The following is an 18,069-nucleotide window of genomic DNA, read 5'->3' as shown; positions in this document are numbered from 1 at the left end:
GCATGGTTTCCGCACAGCTGCACCTGGGCGTCGCCATCGACGGGGCCGGGTACCACCCGGCCGCGTGGCGTGTCTCCGCGGTCGAGCCCGCCGCGCTGTTCACCTCCGGTCACTACCTGAAGTACGCGAAGCTCGCCGAAGCCGCTTCGCTCGACTTCGTGACCCTCGACGACTCCCTGGCGCTGCAGCCCGGCGGCGAGGAGGTCGTGCGCGGGCGCCTCGACGCCCTGCTCACGCTGTCCGCCCTCGCGCCGGCGACCAGCCGGATCGGCCTGGTCCCGACGGTCACCACCACCCACACCGAGCCGTTCCACGTCTCGACGTCGGTCGCGACCCTCGACTACGCCAGCCGCGGCCGTGCCGGCGTTCTCGCGGTGCCGTCGCTGACCGACGCCGAGGCCGCCCACTTCGGCCGCCGCCCGGCCCCGTCGCCGGCCGACGGCGAGGCCGAGACCGCCGAGGTCCTCGACGTCAGCACCCGGCTCTGGGACAGCTGGGAGGACGACGCGATCATCCGCGACGCCGCCACCGGCCGCTTCATCGACCGGGAAAAGCTGCACTACGTCGACTTCGAGGGCCGCTTCTTCAGCGTGAAGGGCCCGTCGATCACGCCGCGGCCGCCGCAGGGCCACCCGGTGACCGCGGTCTACGGCGATTCGCCGCACGCCGTCGGCGCCGACGTGGTCATCACCCGCGCCGACCACCTCGAAGCCGTGCGCGCCGCGGCCGCCCGGTTCCCCGGCGCGAAGGTCCTGGCCACGGTGTCGATCGTGCTCGCCGAGACCGAGCAGGGCGCCCGCGACCGGCAGCACGAGCTGGACGCGCGGACGCCGTTCGAGCCCGCGGGCCTGTCCTTCGTCGGCACCCCCGCACAGCTGGCCGCCGAACTGCCGCGCTGGGCCGCCGAGACCGGCGTCGCCGGCTTCCACCTGCGGCCCGCCGTCCTGCCCGACGACCTCGACCTGCTCGCCGGCGAGGTCGTCCCGGCGCTGCGGGCGGCCGGCGCGTTCCGGGACGGCTACCGCGGCGCGACCCTGCGCGACCACCTCGGCCTCGGCCGGGCCGTCAACGCCTACGCCGTCACCCCGGGAGCCTGAGATGACCAAGCAGATCAAGCTCGCCGCGCACTTCCCCGGCGTCAACAACACGACGGTGTGGAGCGACCCGGCGTCGGGCAGCCAGATCGACTTCGCGTCCTTCGAGCACCTCGCCCGCACCGCCGAGCGCGGCAAGTTCGACTTCCTCTTCCTCGCCGAGGGGCTGCGGCTGCGCGAGCACGCGGGCAAGATCCTCGACTCCGACGTCGTCGGCCGGCCCAACACGACGACCGTGCTGGCCGCGCTTTCCGCCGTCACGACGCACCTCGGCCTGGCCGGGACGCTGTCCTCGACGTTCAACGAGCCCTACGAGGTCGCCCGCCAGGTCGCGAGCATCGACCACCTCTCCGGCGGGCGCGCGGCGTGGAACGTCGTGACGTCGCCGGACGCGTGGACGGGCAAGAACTTCCGCCGCGGCGGCTTCCTCAAGCGCGAGGACCGCTACGCGCGCGCCGAGGAGTTCCTGGCCACCGTGCGCGAGCTGTGGGACAGCTGGCAGCCCGGAACCCTGGTGGGGGACAAGGAGAACGGCGTCTTCGCCCGCGACCCCGGAAAGTTCGTCCACAGTGGACCGCAGTTCGACATCCACGGGCAGTTCACGCTGCCGCGGACGCCGCAGGGCCAGCCGATCGTCATCCAGGCCGGCGACTCCGACGAAGGCCGCGAGTTCGCCGCGAAGGCCGCCGACGTCATCTTCAGCCGGCACGGCACCCTCGAAGACGGCCAGGCGTTCTTCCACGACGTCAAGCGGCGGCTGGCCGCGTACGGCCGCGAGTACGGCGAGCTGCTGATCATGCCGGCGGCGACGTTCGTCCTCGGCGACACCGACGCCGAAGCCGAGGAACACGCGCGCGAGATCCGGCTCCAGCAGGTCCGCCCGGCCACCGCGATCCAGTTCCTCGAGCAGGTGTGGAGCCGCGACCTGTCGGGCTACGACGTCGACGGCCCGCTGCCGGAGCTCGACCCCGACCCGGACGCCGAGCCGCTGACCTGGGGCCGCGTCCGGCACGAGAAGGACCAGCTCGCGCTGGCGCGGAAGTGGCGGGCGATCGCGGAGGAGAAGAAGCTCTCGATCCGCGAGCTGGTGATCGAGGTCACCGCGCGCCAGCAGTTCGTCGGCACGCCGTCGACCGTCGCTTCGACGATCGACGAGTACGTCCAGTCCGACGCCGCCGACGGGTTCGTCCTGGTGCCGCACCTGACGCCGACCGGGCTCGACGAGTTCGTCGAGAAGGTCGTGCCGCTGCTGCAGGAAAAGGGCGTGTTCCGCACCGAGTACACCGGCACGACGCTGCGCGAGCAGCTGTTCTAGGCGCCCGCGGCTACGGCGACTGCCTTCACGTAGTCGCCGTAGCCGGACTTCGCCAGCTTCTCGCCCAGCGCGTAGCACTCGGCGGCGTCGATGAAGCCCATCCGCAGCGCGATCTCTTCGAGGCACGCGATGCGCACGCCGGTGCGGTGCTCCAGCACCTGCACGAACTGGCCGGCCTCGAGCAGCGAGTCGTGCGTGCCGGTGTCGAGCCACGCGAAGCCGCGGCCGAGGTCGACCAGCGACGCCCGGTCCTGCCGCACGTACTCGAGGTTGACGTCGGTGATCTCCAGCTCGCCGCGCGGCGACGGCTTGAGCGCTTGCGCGATCTCGACTACCTGGTTGTCGTAGAAGTACAGCCCGGTGATCGCCTTGTTGGACCGCGGCTTGGCGGGCTTCTCCTCGATGGTCAGCAGCTTGCCGTCCGCGTCGACCTCGCCGACGCCGTAGCGCTCGGGGTCCTTCACCGGGTAGCCGAACAGGACGCAGCCGTCGAGCTCGCGCACCGCGGTCTGCAGCCGGCCGGAGAAGCCCTGGCCGTAGAAGATGTTGTCGCCGAGGACGAGGGCCACGTCGTCGTCGCCGATGAAGTCCGCGCCGATCACGAAAGCCTCGGCGAGGCCGTTCGGGCTCGGCTGCTCGGCGTAGGAGAACGAGACGCCGAACTGGCCGCCGTTGCCGAGCAGCTTGCGGAACATCGGCAGGTCGGCGGGGGTGGAGATGACGAGGATCTCGCGGATCCCGGCCAGCATGAGCACCGAGATCGGGTAGTAGACCATCGGCTTGTCGTAGACCGGCAGCAGTTGCTTCGACACCGCCTGGGTGATCGGGTGCAGGCGCGTCCCGCTGCCTCCGGCCAGCACGATGCCCTTCATGAACTGCCTCCTCTAGTCCGGCTCCGGCCCCACCCTACGGGCCGCCGGGTTCAGAAAGCCGGTCCCTTGCCGAAGTAGGCCTTGCAGCCGTTGTTGTACTCGGTGGCGATCTCCAGCACGTTCTTGCCGTCGTCGACCGGCAGCAGCGTCGACGAGTAGTTGGGGCAGAAGTTGTTGTAGATGCCGGTGATGTGCACGGGCGCGGGCAGTTCGTACCAGTTGCCGCTGCCGAAGTCGTCGTTGGCCAGCAGGACCTGGCCGTTCCCGGGCTGCGGCTGGCCCTTGGCGTTGGTGTAGATCTGCCCGACCATGACGATCCGCACGCCGTTCGGGCCGCCGGGGAAGAGCGCGATCGTCTGCGCGTGCTGGAAGTAGTTGCCGTTCGCGGTGTTCACGCGGGTGCCGGGGTCGGCGGGGTCACCCCAGTTGGCGCCGTCGGGGGAGATCTTGAAGTACGGGTCGCAGTAGCGGTCGCGGAAGTTGCAGATCTCGTAGGCGAAGTAGTACCGGCCGTCGGGCAGCCGGCGGATGATCGGCATCCCGGGCCGGACCCGGTCCGGCGGGATGGCCAGGGTGAGCTGCTTGGTGCCCCAGTTCACGCCGTCGGTCGAGGCGACGCGGTTGAGGACCTGGGCGTACTTCGGGGCCTGCGTCTCGTCGGCGAAGTGGAGCCAGAGCGTGCCACCGGCGTCGACGGTGAACTCCGGTTCCCAGATGCCGTCGATGTTGTGCGACCGCGCGGCCTCGGACAGGAACCGCCACGAGCGGCCGCCGTCCGGGCTGGCCCAGATCTTGATCCCGACGCGGCGCTGCGCCCCGGCGTCCTGCCGGTAGGAGGCGGCCCAGAGCAGGGTGCCCGCGCGAAGCCGGCCGACCCGCTGCGGCAGCTCGTAGATGGTGCCGCAGCACATGCCGTACCGGCCGTCGGGATCGTGGATGGCGCCGATCTGGTGGAACGTGTCGCCCTCGTCGGTGCTCTCCATGATGGGCGTGAACTTGCCGCTGGCGTCTTCGCTGGTCAGCGAGGCGATGATGCGGCCCCGGCCGAAGATCGAGTAGTCGAGCCGGATGAGCCGCGCGTAGGAGCCGAGGCCGGGCAGGAGCTGCTTGCGCTCGGCGGCGCTCGCGGACGTCAGTGTCGCGCCGATCACGGTGAGTGACAGCACGAAGGCGAGCAAGCGGCGCATCCTGACCCTCTCCACGCGGTGACGGCGCGATTACAGCACGCGGATCGGGTCCTTCGTGGACAGTCACACGGCCCATTCGCGCGTTCGAGGGGTTTGCTGTGCACTTCCGGGTGACGGGTAACGTGGAGTAGCTGCGAGGGGGAACGATGAGACGTGCGTTGTGCGGTTTTCTGGTTCTGGTCCTGGTGTCCGGGTGCGGGTCGTCGACGGGGTACGGCACGATCGTGACTTCGGCGTCGGCCCCGGTTGCGCCGGTCGCGCCGCCGTCGACTTCGGCCGCGCCGGTGCTGAAGGACGTGCCGCCGGAGACGCACACGGGCAAGGGCGACGGCGAGTTCGCGTCGACGTGGCCGGCGGACCAGCTGGGCTTCTTCACGTTCGACTGCCCGAAGTGCTCGTCGAACGTGATGGTCGACACGGACGGCGGCGAGTACGGCCTGGTCAACGCGATCGGCAAGTACAAGGGAACCACGTGGCTCAACACAGAACCGGACCGCCCGACAACGAAGGTGACGGTCCACGCGAACGCGGCCTGGACGGCGACGATCGCGGACTACCGAAGCTTGCCGGTGGCTTCTGCGGGTGCGACGGCGTCAGGTAAGGGTGACGCGGTGTTCCGGGTCCCGGAGGGGGTTCGCACGGTGGCGTTCACGGCGAAGACGCGCGGGAACGTGGCCGTGTGGGTCCACTCGGAGAAGGTCCGCGACCTGCTGGTGAACGAGATCGGCGATCTGTCCAAGACGGTGGAGGTCGTGGGGCCGGCGTATCTGCTGGTCGAGGGGTACGAGGCGAGCTGGACGATCACGCCGTCCTGAGCGGGCACCCGGTGGCCGGGTGCCCGCGACGGCGTCACCGGTAGTTGGTGAACTGCAGCGCGATCTCGAAGTCCTTGCCCTTCAGCAAGGCGATCACGTCCTGCAGCTGGTCCTTCTTCTTGCCCGACACCCGCAGCTGGTCACCCTGGATCTGGGCCTGCACGCCCTTGGGACCCTCATCGCGGATGAACTTCGCGATCTGCTTCGCCTTGTCCGACGCGATGCCCTGCAGGATCTTGCCGGAGATCTTGTAGATCTTGCCCGACAGCGCCGGCTCGCCCGCTTCGAACGCCTTCAGCGAGATGCTGCGCTTGATCAGCTTCTCCTTGAAGACCTCGACCGCGGCCAGGGCGCGCTCCTCGGTCTCGGACTCGATCGCGATCGCCTCCTCGCCGGACCAGTTGATCGTCGTGCCCGTGCCGCGGAAGTCGAAGCGCGTGCCCAGCTCCTTGCTCGCCTGGTTGAGCGCGTTGTCCACCTCCTGGCGGTCGACCTTGCTCACGACGTCGAAAGAGGGATCCGCCACGTGTCCTCACACCTCGTACTCGCTTGTCAGGGGCCACCCAGCCTAGCCCCGGGTATCCCGGTTGACCCCCGCCGGGAGCCCTTGGGTAAGCTTTCCCCCGGCCGGTGCGACCGGCCATGGCGGGTTACCCGAGTGGCCAAAGGGGACTGGCTGTAAACCAGTTGGCTTACGCCTACGGGGGTTCGAATCCCTCACCCGCCACCCGTTCGCGAGAGAGCCCTGTCTGCGGAATGCGCAGACAGGGCTCTCTTCGTTGTGTCCTCTGGAGGTCGAACCCCCAGACCCCCGCCAAGGGGCTCCGCCCCCTGGACCCCCGGCCGCGGTCGCCTTCGTGGGAACGGCCGGTTTCCCTTGGGGGAGAGGGAAACCGGCCGTTCTCAGGTGGCGGCGCTCGGGGTTACGCCGCCTGGGAAACCGGCGTCGAAGCCGGCGTCAAGGCGAGGTCCAGGACCTCGCGGACGTTCGCCACCGCGTGGACGTCCAGCTCGCTCAGCACCTCGGCCGGGACGTCGTCCAGGTCCGGCTCGTTGCGCTGGGGGATGATCACCGTCTTCATACCCGCTCGGTGGGCCGCCAGCAGCTTCTGCTTCACCCCGCCGATCGGGAGCACCCGGCCGGTCAGCGACACCTCGCCGGTCATCGCCACGTCCGCCCGGACCACGCGGCCCGAGAGCAGCGATGCCAGCGCCGTCGTCATCGTCACGCCCGCCGATGGCCCGTCCTTCGGGACCGCGCCCGCCGGCACGTGGACGTGGATGCCTCGCTTGCGCAGGTCGCCCACCGGGAGCTCCAGCTCCGCGCCGTGCGAACGCAAGTACGACAGCGCGATCTGCACCGACTCCTTCATCACGTCGCCGAGCTGGCCGGTCAGCTGCAGCCCGGACGCGCCGGACTCCTCGTCGGCCAGCGACGCCTCGATGTAGAGGACGTCACCGCCGGCACCGGTCACCGCCAGACCCGTTGCCACGCCCGGGGTTGCCGTGCGCTGCGTCGACGCCGGGAGCGACGACTCCGGGATGTGCCGCGGGCGGCCCAGGTAGTCCGGAAGGTCCGAGGCGTCGATGGAGACCGGCAGCGAAACCTCGTCCAGTGCCACCTTCGTCGCCACCTTGCGCAGCACCTTCGCAATCGTGCGGTTCGCGTCGCGCACGCCCGCCTCGCGGGTGTACTCGGCGGCGATCCGGCTGAACGCGGCGTCCGTCAGAACCACATCCGAAGCGCCCAGGCCGGCGCGCTCCAGCTCGCGGGGGAGCAGGTGGTCGCGGGCGATCGTCACCTTCTCGTGCTCGGTGTAGCCGTCCAGCGTGACGAGCTCCATGCGGTCCAGGAGCGGGCCGGGGATGGTCTCCAGCGCGTTGGCCGTCGCCAGGAACACGACGTCGGACAGGTCCAGCTCGACCTCGAGGTAGTGGTCGCGGAACGTGTGGTTCTGCTCCGGGTCCAGCACTTCGAGCAGCGCCGCCGTCGGGTCGCCGCGGTAGTCGGCGCCGACCTTGTCGATCTCGTCGAGCAGTACCACCGGGTTCATCGAGCCGGCTTCCTTGATGGCGCGGACGATCCGGCCCGGCAGCGCGCCGACGTACGTGCGGCGGTGACCGCGGATCTCCGCCTCGTCGCGGATGCCGCCCAGCGCCACGCGGACGAACTTGCGGCCCATGGCCTTCGCGACGGACTCACCCAGCGACGTCTTGCCGACCCCGGGAGGGCCCGCGAGGGCCAGCACGGCGCCGGACCGACGGCCGCCGACCGGGCCGAGACCCGATTCCGCGCGGCGCTTCCGGACGGCCAAGTACTCGATGATGCGTTCCTTGACGTCGTCGAGGCCGGCGTGGTCGGCGTCCAGCACGGCGCGGGCCGCGGCGATGTCGTAGACGTCCTCGGTGCGCTCGTTCCAGGGCAGCTCCAGGACGGTGTCCAGCCACGTGCGGATCCAGCCGCCCTCGGGGGACTGCTCGGACGTGCGGTCCAGCTTGTCCACCTCGGCCAGCGCGGCCTTCTTGACGGCGTCGGGCAGCTCGGCGCCTTCGACGCGGGCGCGGTAGTCGTCGTCCTGAGCGGTGCCGTCGAGCTCGCCGAGCTCCTTGCGGATGGCCTCGAGCTGGCGGCGCAGCAGGAACTCCTTCTGCTGCTTCTCCATGCCCTCGGCGACGTCCTTGCGGATCGTGTCGGTCACCTCGAGCTCGGCCAGGTGCTCCTTGCTCCACTCGAGGGCCTTCTCCAGGCGTGCGGTGACGTCCAGGGCGCCGAGCAGCTCGAGCTTCTGGTCGGTGGACAGGTAGGGCGCGTTGCCGGACAGGTCGGCGATCGCGGAGGCGTCCTCGACCTGCTGGACGGCGTCGATCAGCTGCCAGCCGCCGCGCTGCTGGAGGATCGAGATGACGACGGCCTTGTACTCGGCCGCGAGCTGCGCGGTCCGGTCGTCCGTGGTCTCGGGGGCGTCCTCGGCGTGCACCCAGCGGGCGGCGCCGGGGCCGTCGGCGATCCGGCCGACGAGCGCGCGGGACGTGCCGCGCAGCAGCACGGCGGCCTTGCCGCCGGGCACGCGGCCGATGCGCTCGACCGTGGCGACGGTGCCGTACTCGGCGTATTCGCCGTGGACGCGCGGGACGATCAGGACCTCGGCCTTGGCGGCCGCGGTCGAGCGAATGCCGGGGAAGGACGCCTGGCTCGGCGTCTTGGCCTGAGCGGACTCCACCGCTGCCCGGGTCTCGGTGTCGGTCAGGTCGAGCGGGACGACCATGCCCGGCAGCACGACGTCGTCATCGAGCGGGAGCACGGGCAGGAGGCGGGTGTCGGACATGTGCACTCCTCGTGTAGTTGAGTCTGCCTTGCTCAACTCTCCGATGGATGTGTTTGTTTCCGATGGTGCGTTCGCCCACAGCGATCAGGGAAACCGCAGGTCAGAGCGACGGACGGCGAGCGACGGCGCACCAGGCGAACGGCCGCGTCTCCGCGTCGATCGGGGTCGGCGGCTCCTCCGGGCGCCAGTCCGGCAACGATGTCATCCCCGGCGGGAGCAGCGGCCAGCCGCCGAACCACGGGAGCAGCTCCTCGGCCGACCGCAGCCACGCCGGGTTCGACGTGTCGCGGTAGGCGTCGATGAACCGCTTCACCTCCGCGGCGCGCTCCGGTGGCGCGTCGTCGCGGCACGTGCCGTGCGTCAACGCCAGCCAGCTGCCCGGCGCGAGCTTCTCGCGGTAGGCCGCCATCAGCCCGTCGGGATCGTCGGACGGCCCGATGAAGTGCATCACCGTGATCATCAGCAGGCACACCGGGCGCGACCAGTCGACGAGCGACGCCGTCACCGGATCGTCGAAGATCTCCGCCGGCCGCCGGATGTCCCGCTCGACCAGGCCCGCCCAGCCGGTCGCGCCTTCGCGCTCCAGGATCAGCCGCGAGTGCGCGGCCGCCACCGGCTCGTAGTCGACGTAGACGACCGACGCGCGCTCGCCGGCGGGCAGCCGGTCGCGCACGATCTCGTGCACGTTGCCCGCGGTCGGCACGCCGGAGCCGAGGTCGACGAACTGGCGGACGCCCGCCTCCATCGCCGCCGACACCACCCGGTTCATGAACGCGCGGTTCTGCCGCGAGATCGGCCGGATCAGCGGCCACACCTTCTCCACGCGCCGGCCGAACTCGCGGTCGACCGCCCAGTGCTGGTCACCGCCGAGGTACCAGTCGTAGACGCGCGCGGCGGACGGCTTGTCGGTGTCCACCCCGGCCGGGGCGATCGGCGCTCCTTCGCTCATACGCCCGGCTTGACTCCGATCCCGCACCAGGCGAACGGCCGGGCCTCCGCCTCCAGGGCGTTCAGCTTCCGGTCCGGCCGCCAGTCCGGCAGGTGCACGATGCCCGGCTCCATGATCTCCCAGTCGCCGAACAGGGGCTCGATTTCGTCGCGGTCGCGCAGCCACACCGGGTTGCTCGTCTTGCGGTACTGCTCGACGAACCAGCGCAGCCCGGCCAGGGCCTCGCCCTCGCCGTCGCCCTCGCTCATCTGCGAGATCGCCAGCCAGCTGCCCGGCGCGAGCTTGTCGCGGTAGGCCTTCAGCAGGCCGATGGGGTCGTCGTCCGGGCCGACGAAGTGCAGGACCGCCATCATCATCAGGCAGACCGGCTGCGAGAAGTCGATGAGCCGCTTCGTCTCTTCGGCGCGCAGGACGGCCTTCGCGTCGCGCATGTCGGCCTGGACGATGCCGGCCCAGTCCGTCGCCATCCCCTCTTCGAGGATCAGCGTCGCGTGCGCGACCGCGACCGGCTCGTAGTCGACGTACACGACCTTCGCGTCGTGGTCCTCGGGCAGCTCCGCCTCGACGACCTCGTGGACGTTGCCCGCCGTCGGGACGCCGGAACCGAGGTCGATGAACTGGCGGATGCCTGCCCGCAGCGCCGCCCGGACCGCGCGGTTCATGAACTCGCGGTTCTGCTTCGAGCCGGGGCGCACGAGCGGCCACTGCTGCTCCATGCGCCGGCCGAACTCGCGGTCGACGGCCCAGTTCTGCGTGCCGCCCAGGTACCAGTCGTAGATCCGGGCCGCGGACGGCTTCTCGGTGTCGACGCCTTCAGGTGCTCTCGGCGCCGAATCGCGCTGGTCGGTCACTTCCGGCTCCCCTCGCTGCTCCCGGGGCAAGCCTATAAGGACGGACTCCCCGGGGTAAGCCGCCAGTCGTTCAGCGGACAGCCGGCCGGCGCTGCCAGTACGTCCACAGCGGGCGGTACCCCTGCGCGTACCAGAACGGCGTCGACAGCGGGTTCGCCGCCGCGTGGTGCAGGAGGACGACGTCGGCGCCTTCCTCGTCCAGGACGTGGTGGGCGTGCGCGGCCAGCGCGGTACCGACACCGGACGACCGCGCGGTCTCCGCGACGGCCAGCGAAGAGAGGTAGCCGACGCGCGATGCGTTGACGCGGTCGCTGATCCAGCCGGTCTCGCCGGGGTGCTGGACGTTCACCATGCCGAGCGGACGGCCGTACAGCTCGGCGATCCACAGCGGCGGCTCCGGCCGGTTCAGCTGCTCGGCCAGGTCCTTGGCCATGATGTCCTCGACGCCCTTGCGGAAGGTGACCGTGCCGTACTGCGCGTCGAAGGTGTGCAGCTCCAGGCCCAGCGTGACGGCGGTTTCGAGGTCGCCGGGCTCGGCGCGGCGGATCTTGACGCCGGGCGTGCCGCGCGGGCCGGCCGGGATCATCCGGTCCGCCGGGCGGACCGCGATCACCCGCAGCGGGGCGAACCCGTGATGCAGCATTTCCCGCGTGCCGGCGGCGTCCCGGCTCGCGCGCGGAACGATCGCCGCGGTCTCGGTGTCGCCGCGCTCGGCGACCGCGCGCAGATGTTCATCCCATCGAGTGAGCAGCGCGTCGAGGGCCTCGGCCGGCCGCGGACCGGCCAGCTGGAGGTCGAGGCGGTGCTCGGTGAGCGCCCGCCACGGCGCGTTGGGCGCGTCCTGGTCGACCTGGATGCGCGAGGCGAGGGCGGAAGCGGCGGAGTCGCCCGTCGCGACCTCCAGCACCACCGCGTTTTCGGCCGCCTCGAAGGGAGATGAACCGGGGAGCAGGGAATCCACCGCCGCGAGCCGGGCCGCGTGTTCGGTGGCTATCACGTCGCTGTGCATGGGTTCATTGAAGCGCTACCCGGGGCCTCGTGTGCAAAGGACCGACCCCCTGTTCATCCCCCGTTGTTTCACCCCTTGGTCCACGCAGGTCAGCGCCACCGAGGCATTGTTAACCCTGGGGTGATCTCCTACTGTCTCGAAAGGGACACGGGTACGCCCTACGGGGTACGGTATGGCCCTTGTCCACACCCGAAGTCACGGATCAGTACCGGTGGACAAGCCGGGAGGGAAGGTCGGATGCCGGACACCAACGCCCACGGCGACGCCGTAGCGCAGGCGCAGCCCGGGCCGGGAACCGTGTCCGGGACACCGCCCGTCTCCGCCGAAGCCCGCACCGACGAACGCCGGTTCCGCGCGTACACCTTCGCCGTCCTGAGCATCGGGCTCGTCGCCGCGTTCGCCGTCGGCTCCTGGCTGCCGTTCCACTGGGACAGCAGGCTCCTGTGGATCGGGCCGGTGCTCGCGGTCGCGTTCCTGCTCGCCGAACAGCTCGGCATCAACGTCGACGTCCGCAGCGGCATCTCGTGGACCATCTCCTTCACCGAGATCCCGCTCGTCATCGGGTTCTTCGTCGCGCCCTTCGAAGTCGTGCTGGCCGCGCACCTCGTCGCCGGCATCGGCACGCTGCTCGCCCGCAAGGTCGCCGGCCGCGTCCTCTACAACGCGGGCGCGTTCCTGCTCGAGATCACCGGCGCCTTCGGGGTCGCCGGGCTGGTGAAGGTCGCCGTCGGCGCCGGGGCGGGCGACAAGATCCCGTGGGTCGCCGCGCTGGCGGGCACCCTGACCGCGCCGCTGGTGAGCACGTTGCTCGCGCTGGCCGCGGTCCGCGTCCTGCGGCGCCGGATGCGGGTCAGCACCGCCGTCCGGCTCACCGCGCGGATCCTGGTCGTCGGGTTCGTCAACGCCTCCGTCGGCCTGTCCGGCTACCTCGTCATCTCGAACACGCCCAAGGCGTGGCCGCTGGTGCTCGCCGTGTTCCTCGGCCTGACCGCGCTCTACTGGGCCTACTCCGATCTGCTGCGCGAGCAGCGGGACATGGAGGCGCTCTCCGACGTCAGCCTGATGGTCGCCCGCTCCGGCCAGCAGGCCGCGGCGCGCCCGGCCAGCCGCGCCGACGAGCTCGTCGGCGGCGTCGACGTCCGCGAGTGGGCCACGATCGCCGAGCGCATCAAGGACCAGCTCGCCGCCGGCCGGGTCGTGCTGAGGCTGCGGCTCGAACCGAAGGACGCCATGCGCGTCGTCGTCGCCGGCGAGGACCTGCCGCCCGCCGACCCGGCCGCCGACGACCCGCTGCTGCGCCTGCCCGGCGCGCACGTCCGGCACTTCCGGATCACCGAAGCCAACCCCGACGTCCGCGCGGCGCTGCTCGACCGCGGCGCGCAGGAAGCGCTCGTCGTGCCGCTGCGCAGCGCGAACCAGCTGCTCGGCGTCGTCGAGGCGCACGACCGGCTGTCCCGCTGGCGCGGGTTCGGCAAGTACGACGTCCAGCTGCTCGGCACGATGGCCAGCCACCTGGCGACGTCGCTGGACAACCGGCGCCTGCTCGCCACCCTGCGCCACGACGCCTACCACGACCCGCTCACCGGGCACCTCAACCGGCCGGGCTTCCGGCAGGTGGCGAAGGAACCGTTGCGGGACTTCGCGAACGCCGTCGTGCTGCGGATCGACCTCGACGTCTTCTCGACGGTCAGCGACGCGCTCGGGTACGCGTGGGCCGACCGGATGGTGATCGCCGCCGGCCGCCGCATCCGCGACGCGCTCGGCCCCGACGTCCCGCTCGCCCGCCTCGAAGGCGCGTCCTTCGCGGCGCTGCTCGTCGGCTGCCCGCCGGAGGACGCCCACGCGGCAGCGGAACGGCTGCGCGAAGAGCTCTCCGCGCCGTACCCGGTGGACCGGCTGTCGGTCGAGGCGAACGCGATGATCGGCTACGCGACGACGACGCCCGAGGAGTCCGGCGACGTCGTCGACATCGAGGGTCTGCTGCAGCGCGCCGACGTCGCCGTCCGCGCGACGAAGGGCGGCGAAGAGGTCCGCGGGTACGTGCCGAGCATGGGCCAGATCTTCCTGCGCCGCTTCCAGATGGTCACGCAGTTCCGGCAGTCCCTCGAGGACGGCCAGGTCAGCGTCCACTACCAGCCGAAGATCACCCTGCCGAACCGCCAGGTGCAGGGCGTCGAGGCGCTGGTCCGCTGGGTGCACCCGGAGTTCGGCAGGCTCGGCCCCGACGAGTTCGTCCCGGCCATCGAGGCGGCCGGCCTGATCGGCGTCCTGACGGGTTTCGTGCTCGGCGAGGCGCTCAAGCGCTGCCGCAAGTGGCTCGACGAGGGCCTGCGGATCTCGGTGGCGGTCAACCTGTCGGTGCGCAACCTGGCCGACGAGGACTTCCCGAACAAGGTCGCCCGCGAGCTGGCGCACTACGGCATCCCGCCGGAGCTGCTGACGTTCGAGCTGACCGAGTCCGGCGTGATGTCCGACCCGCAGAAGGCGCTGCCGATCCTGCGCGAGCTGCACTCGCTGGGCATCACGCTGGCGGTGGACGACTTCGGCACGGGCTATTCGTCGCTGGCCTACCTGCGGCAGCTGCCGGTCGACCAGGTCAAGATCGACAAGAGCTTCGTCCTCGGCATGGGCACCGACCTCGGCGACCTCGCGGTGGTCCGCTCGATCGTCGAGCTGGGGCACTCGCTCGGCCTGACGGTGGTCGCGGAAGGCGTCGAGGAGGACGTGGCGCGCGACCAGCTCGAGGCGATGGGCTGCGACGTCGCGCAGGGCTACCTGATCTCGCGGCCGCTGCCGGAGGACCGGCTCGAGGCGTGGCTGCAGGCCCGCACGGCGCGCTCCCCGGGACGCCACTCCGAGACCGTGCTTACCCTGCTGACCTGAGGTTTTGTGCTAACGGGACCCCGGTTGCACAGCCGGGTGACCGGGGTTGGTAATCTTTCCAAGTCCTCGCGAGAGGCAGGCCCCTTTAGCTCAGTCGGCAGAGCGTCTCCATGGTAAGGAGAAGGTCTACGGTTCGATTCCGTAAAGGGGCTCTCGACCTCAGCCGCGTCACGCCTGCGTGTCGCGGCTTGGGTCATGTAAGGGCGGTGTAGCTCAGTTGGCAGAGCAAGCGGCTCATAATCGCTGTGTCGCCGGTTCAAGTCCGGCCACCGCTACGCGGTAACGACGGGGCTGGCCCCCGGACCTGAGAGAGAAGGAAACGCTGTGGCTGCCACCGACGTGCGACCCAAGATCACGCTGGCGTGCGAAGAGTGCAAGCACCGCAACTACATCACCAAGAAGAACCGGCGCAACAACCCGGATCGCCTGGAGATGAAGAAGTTCTGCCCGAACTGCGGTACGCACCGGACGCACAAGGAAACCCGCTGACCGCGTAGCGCGTTCGCACCAGCTTCGAAGAGCCGCCCTGGACCACCAGGGCGGCTCTTCGCTGTTGGTAGCCTCTCCGGGTGCCTTTGGACGAGTCGTTCACCGGGCGGGTGTACCCGCCGCAGACCAGCTACGAAGTGAGCCGGGAGAAGATCCGCGAGTTCGCCGACGCGATCGGCGACGCGAACCCGGTCTACCGCGACCCCGAAGCCGCGAAAGCCGCCGGGCACCCGGACGTGATCGCGCCCCCGACGTTCATCACGATCGTCAACCTGGCGGCGATCAACGCGATCGTGACGGACCCCGAGCTGGGACTGGACTACTCCCGAATGGTCCACGGAGACCAGCAGTTCACCTACAGCCGCCCGGTCCGGGTCGGCGACCGCCTGCTGCTGACGACGCACATCGACAAGATCATGGCCCGGGCGGGCAACGACTTCATCAACCTGCGAGCCGAGATCGTCGACGGCGAGGGCGAGCACATCGCCACAACGCGGGCCCAGCTGGTGGTCCGGGGGGAGAACGCGTGAACATCGGCGACGAGCTGCCCACGATCGAGGTCCGGGTGACGCGCGACCAGCTGGTCCGCTACGCGGGGGCGTCCTTGGACTTCAACCCGATCCACTGGAACGAGGCGTTCGCGAAGGAGGTGGGACTCCCGGACGTGATCGCCCACGGAATGCTGACGATGGCGCTGGCCGGCCGAGTGGTGACGGACTGGCTGGGCGACCCGGCCAAGCTGATCGACCTGAGCGCCCGCTTCACGAGGCCAGTGGTGGTCCCCAACACACCCGAGGGAGCAACGGTGGAGTTCTCGGGCAAGGTAGGGGCGATCAACGAGGACGGAACGGCCAGAATCGACCTGGTGGCCAAGTTCGACGGAAAGACGGTCCTGGGCAAGCCACAAGCCCTGGTGCGCGTCTAGAGGAGTTCCCAAAGCGAGGGGAACCCGCAAACCAGCACCGACGAGCACCCAGACCCCCCAGGCACCCCGATCCGAAGCCAGAACACGGCCGGAGGCACCCGGTGTCACCGGCCGTAGTCACAATGGGCGAGCGGGGTGCCGGAGAAGAACTCACGGAAGCTTGAGAACCCCAAGCACAGCATCAGCCATCCCCTGCTCCCCCCGAACATTCGGATGAAGCGGAGCGGTCCGCGAAGTAGGAATAACGCCCTCAACCCACCGGGTATCCGAAGCCGAGCAAACATCGTGCCCCTTACTGGGAGCAGCGGTATCGGCATACCCGGCCGAGTGAGCATCGGCCTGATCCTCAAGCATCTTGTTCAACTTCCCGAGCGCACCCCGGAAGTACTCAACATCCCCGGAGCCAACGGGAAGCACGGGCCAACACCCATCCCCATCAGGCAAAACGGTCGGATACCCAACGACGACGACCTTCGCCTTGGGCGCCTTCTGATGGATCTTGTCGAGCACAGCGCCCACCTTCGGAGCGGCAGCATCGATCCGTTCGGCGAGCTGATCATGCCCGCCGGCGGTCAACCGATCCCGGCAAGGCGACCCGGACCGATGAGCGGTGGCGCAGGAGGAAGCAAGCGAAATGAACCCGACGTCGTTCCCGCCGATCCCCAGCGTCACCAGCGTGGTCTTGGAGTTGACGGCATCCAGCTGAGCCGGATTGGTCCCATCGGAAGTCTTCTGCGGCGAGGTCAGATTGGCGGTGGTAGCCCCACTGCAGCTGACATCGGCCAGCTCAGCGGGCTTGAGCTTGGCGGAGACGACATGGGGGTAGTTGTCGAGCGAACGCTGACACCCGGCGGGAGGCCCGGCCTGCCGCCCATTGTGCGGCGAAGACGTATAGGAATCGCCCAGAGCGACGTACCGCCCGGTGCCACCCCCGGTCTCGGCGCCGGTGTCGGGCGGTGCGGAAGAAGAACCGTGCTGCCACTTGTAGTACCCGAAGGCCAGCAGGCCGACCACGATCACGGCGACGAGGCAGCCGCCCCCACTGTTCTTGGCCACACATCGTTTCTACCGGCGCGAGCACGGTTCCGAAGTGGGCAATACGGGTGACTAGGGGGAATCGTCGAACCCCGCTGAGTGACGATGATCTACGTCACACGAGCTCAGCGGCGAGCTCCAGAGCGTGGTCGACATCCTTGGCGACGTAGTGCAGATCGACGAGGACTTCGGTGATGCCGAGCTCACGGGCCACGTCCAGGCAGGGCGCGACGTCCGCGACCGTCTCGACCCCGGTGCCCGCGCGCGGGTTGATCCGCAGCACCCGCCGCAGGGTCCCGGGATCGCGGCCAGCCTGCTCGGCCGCGTCGACCGCGACCGACCAAAGCCCGATCAGGTACTCCTTCGGCATCCACCCGGCCAGCCACCCGTCCGCGCGCCGCCCCACCCGCACCAGCGCGGGCGGGGAGAACCCGCCGAGCAGCACGGGCGGCCGCGGATCCTGAGCCGGGCGCAAGCCGACGGTCGACGGCGCGATCCGCCACTGCGGCCCCTCGTGCGCCACCGGATCACCGGTCCACACGGCGTCGAGCGCGTCGAGCACGGCGTCCAGCCGCTTGCCACGCCCCTCCCACGGGACGCCCGTCGCGAAGTACTCCTCGCGCAGCCAGCCAAGCCCGAACCCGACGTCCAGCCGTCCGCCGCTGGCGAGGTCGAGCGAGGTCAGCGCCCTGGCGAGCAGCACGGGGGAATAGACCGGGCCGGTCAACGCGCTCATCCCGAGGCGAGCCGTGCGGGTCACGGCGGCCGCTGTGGCCAACGTCGTGAACGGATCCGCGAAGGTCTCGAACTCCTTCGGGTACGGGTGCTCCGGAGTCCCGCCGCCCGGGTAGAGGTCCGAGGGCGCGTGCGGCGTCAAGATCCGGTCACCGACCCACAGGGACCCGAAACCCATCCCCTCGGCAGCGGTCGCGAAACGCGCGACGGCCGCGGGGTCGGCCAGGGCGCCGTACTGCGGCAGCGCGAGCCCCAGCCGCGTCCCGCTCACCGGGGCGCGGGACTCCGGGTTGTCCGTCATGGCGGACATCCTGGCATGATCGGGTGGCCGGCGGGGAGTTTTCCGCAGGCCGGCCGGGGTTCGGCGGTCGATCGGGGGGCGCGGTTGCGGGCTCTCGCGAGGCTTGCCGTAGACTTCGGGACTTGGAACGCACTACGGTCATCCCCGCCTGGATGGTGGGGACGATGGAATGCGTCCAACGGGGCTTCGAGCGATCGAGGCCTCACAGGGGTGTAGCTCAATTGGCAGAGCAGCGGTCTCCAAAACCGCAGGTTGCAGGTTCAAGTCCTGTCACCCCTGCGTA

At 70.2% G+C, this 18,069-nt stretch carries 16 protein-coding genes and 4 tRNA genes; 11 read left to right on the top strand and 9 right to left on the bottom strand.

The annotated features are described in order from the left end of the window. Nucleotides 1–2 precede the first annotated feature (2 nt). Nucleotides 3–1,097: an LLM class flavin-dependent oxidoreductase gene (locus ABFJ78_RS41470; RefSeq protein ID WP_436392924.1), complete on the top strand. Its 1,095-nt coding sequence runs from the start codon at nt 3–5 to the stop codon at nt 1,095–1,097. A 1-nt stretch (nt 1,098) separates the two neighbouring features. Beyond that, nucleotides 1,099–2,409: an NtaA/DmoA family FMN-dependent monooxygenase gene (locus ABFJ78_RS41465; RefSeq protein ID WP_436392923.1), complete on the top strand. Its 1,311-nt coding sequence runs from the start codon at nt 1,099–1,101 to the stop codon at nt 2,407–2,409. Here ABFJ78_RS41465 and rfbA read toward each other — a convergent pair. Beyond that, complete coding sequence (gene rfbA, locus ABFJ78_RS41460; protein WP_436392922.1) at nt 2,406–3,281, bottom strand: glucose-1-phosphate thymidylyltransferase RfbA; 876 nt, start codon at nt 3,279–3,281, stop codon at nt 2,406–2,408. The two genes, ABFJ78_RS41465 and rfbA, sit on opposite strands and share 4 nt — an antisense overlap. 50 nt (nt 3,282–3,331) lie before the next feature. Further along, the gene (locus ABFJ78_RS41455; RefSeq protein WP_436392921.1) at nt 3,332–4,468 is read right to left on the bottom strand and encodes a sialidase family protein; all 1,137 of its coding nucleotides are present in this window, start codon (nt 4,466–4,468) and stop codon (nt 3,332–3,334) included. A gap of 146 nt (nt 4,469–4,614) precedes the next feature. Here ABFJ78_RS41455 and ABFJ78_RS41450 point away from each other — a divergent pair, with 146 nt between their 5' ends. Further along, a complete protein-coding gene (locus ABFJ78_RS41450) occupies nt 4,615–5,283 on the top strand; it encodes a hypothetical protein (protein WP_436392920.1) in 669 nt (222 codons plus the stop codon). Nucleotides 5,284–5,317: 34 nt separating this feature from the next. On the opposite strand, the gene ABFJ78_RS41445 is transcribed toward ABFJ78_RS41450, so the two are convergent. After that, nucleotides 5,318–5,809: a YajQ family cyclic di-GMP-binding protein gene (locus tag ABFJ78_RS41445; protein ID WP_372671307.1), complete on the bottom strand. Its 492-nt coding sequence runs from the start codon at nt 5,807–5,809 to the stop codon at nt 5,318–5,320. 118 nt (nt 5,810–5,927) lie between these two features. On the opposite strand from ABFJ78_RS41445, the gene ABFJ78_RS41440 reads away from it, so the two are divergent. Continuing rightward, a tRNA-Tyr gene (locus tag ABFJ78_RS41440) sits at nt 5,928–6,010 on the top strand. Between the two features lie 196 nt (nt 6,011–6,206). Here the strand turns inward: ABFJ78_RS41440 and lon are convergent. From lon to ABFJ78_RS41420, 4 genes are all read right to left on the bottom strand, one after another. Further along, the gene (gene lon, locus ABFJ78_RS41435) at nt 6,207–8,609 is read right to left on the bottom strand and encodes an endopeptidase La (RefSeq protein WP_436392919.1); all 2,403 of its coding nucleotides are present in this window, start codon (nt 8,607–8,609) and stop codon (nt 6,207–6,209) included. 100 nt (nt 8,610–8,709) lie between these two features. Then, nucleotides 8,710–9,558 carry an SAM-dependent methyltransferase gene (locus tag ABFJ78_RS41430; RefSeq protein ID WP_436392918.1) on the bottom strand — a complete coding sequence of 283 codons (849 nt, stop codon included), beginning with the start codon at nt 9,556–9,558 and terminating at the stop codon, nt 8,710–8,712. Next, nucleotides 9,555–10,409, bottom strand: coding sequence for an SAM-dependent methyltransferase (locus ABFJ78_RS41425; RefSeq protein ID WP_436392917.1), 855 nt, complete (start codon nt 10,407–10,409; stop codon nt 9,555–9,557). The genes ABFJ78_RS41430 and ABFJ78_RS41425 overlap by 4 nt, the downstream gene beginning before the upstream one ends. A gap of 70 nt (nt 10,410–10,479) precedes the next feature. Beyond that, nucleotides 10,480–11,418: a GNAT family N-acetyltransferase gene (locus ABFJ78_RS41420; RefSeq protein WP_436392916.1), complete on the bottom strand. Its 939-nt coding sequence runs from the start codon at nt 11,416–11,418 to the stop codon at nt 10,480–10,482. 237 nt (nt 11,419–11,655) lie between these two features. Between ABFJ78_RS41420 and ABFJ78_RS41415 the strand changes: the two genes are divergently transcribed. From ABFJ78_RS41415 to ABFJ78_RS41390, 6 genes are all read left to right on the top strand, one after another. Then, nucleotides 11,656–14,301, top strand: a complete 2,646-nt coding sequence (locus ABFJ78_RS41415) for a putative bifunctional diguanylate cyclase/phosphodiesterase (protein WP_436392915.1) — start codon at nt 11,656–11,658, stop codon at nt 14,299–14,301. A 79-nt stretch (nt 14,302–14,380) separates the two neighbouring features. Further along, nucleotides 14,381–14,453 (top strand) — tRNA-Thr (locus tag ABFJ78_RS41410). Between the two features lie 50 nt (nt 14,454–14,503). Further along, nucleotides 14,504–14,576, top strand: a tRNA-Met gene (locus ABFJ78_RS41405). A gap of 49 nt (nt 14,577–14,625) precedes the next feature. Continuing rightward, nucleotides 14,626–14,790 carry a 50S ribosomal protein L33 gene (rpmG, locus tag ABFJ78_RS41400; RefSeq protein ID WP_005152047.1) on the top strand — a complete coding sequence of 55 codons (165 nt, stop codon included), beginning with the start codon at nt 14,626–14,628 and terminating at the stop codon, nt 14,788–14,790. A gap of 80 nt (nt 14,791–14,870) precedes the next feature. Then, nucleotides 14,871–15,320, top strand: a complete 450-nt coding sequence (locus tag ABFJ78_RS41395) for a MaoC family dehydratase N-terminal domain-containing protein (protein ID WP_436392914.1) — start codon at nt 14,871–14,873, stop codon at nt 15,318–15,320. Further along, nucleotides 15,317–15,715, top strand: coding sequence for a MaoC family dehydratase (locus tag ABFJ78_RS41390; protein WP_436392913.1), 399 nt, complete (start codon nt 15,317–15,319; stop codon nt 15,713–15,715). The genes ABFJ78_RS41395 and ABFJ78_RS41390 overlap by 4 nt, the downstream gene beginning before the upstream one ends. Before the next feature lie 150 nt (nt 15,716–15,865). Here the strand turns inward: ABFJ78_RS41390 and ABFJ78_RS41385 are convergent, their stop codons facing one another. Then, a complete protein-coding gene (locus ABFJ78_RS41385; protein ID WP_436392912.1) occupies nt 15,866–16,771 on the bottom strand; it encodes an SGNH/GDSL hydrolase family protein in 906 nt (301 codons plus the stop codon). A 94-nt stretch (nt 16,772–16,865) separates the two neighbouring features. Further along, nucleotides 16,866–17,795: a TIGR03619 family F420-dependent LLM class oxidoreductase gene (locus ABFJ78_RS41380; RefSeq protein ID WP_436392911.1), complete on the bottom strand. Its 930-nt coding sequence runs from the start codon at nt 17,793–17,795 to the stop codon at nt 16,866–16,868. 197 nt (nt 17,796–17,992) lie between these two features. Between ABFJ78_RS41380 and ABFJ78_RS41375 the strand changes: the two genes are divergently transcribed. Further along, nucleotides 17,993–18,065, top strand: a tRNA-Trp gene (locus ABFJ78_RS41375). The last annotated feature ends 4 nt before the right edge of the window (nt 18,066–18,069 follow it).

The organism is Amycolatopsis sp. MEPSY49 (assembly GCF_051337345.1).
Classification (GTDB): Bacteria; Actinomycetota; Actinomycetes; order Mycobacteriales; family Pseudonocardiaceae; genus Amycolatopsis.
Note: the sequence above shows the minus strand (reverse complement) of the source record. Positions and strands in the feature narration are given on the sequence as shown.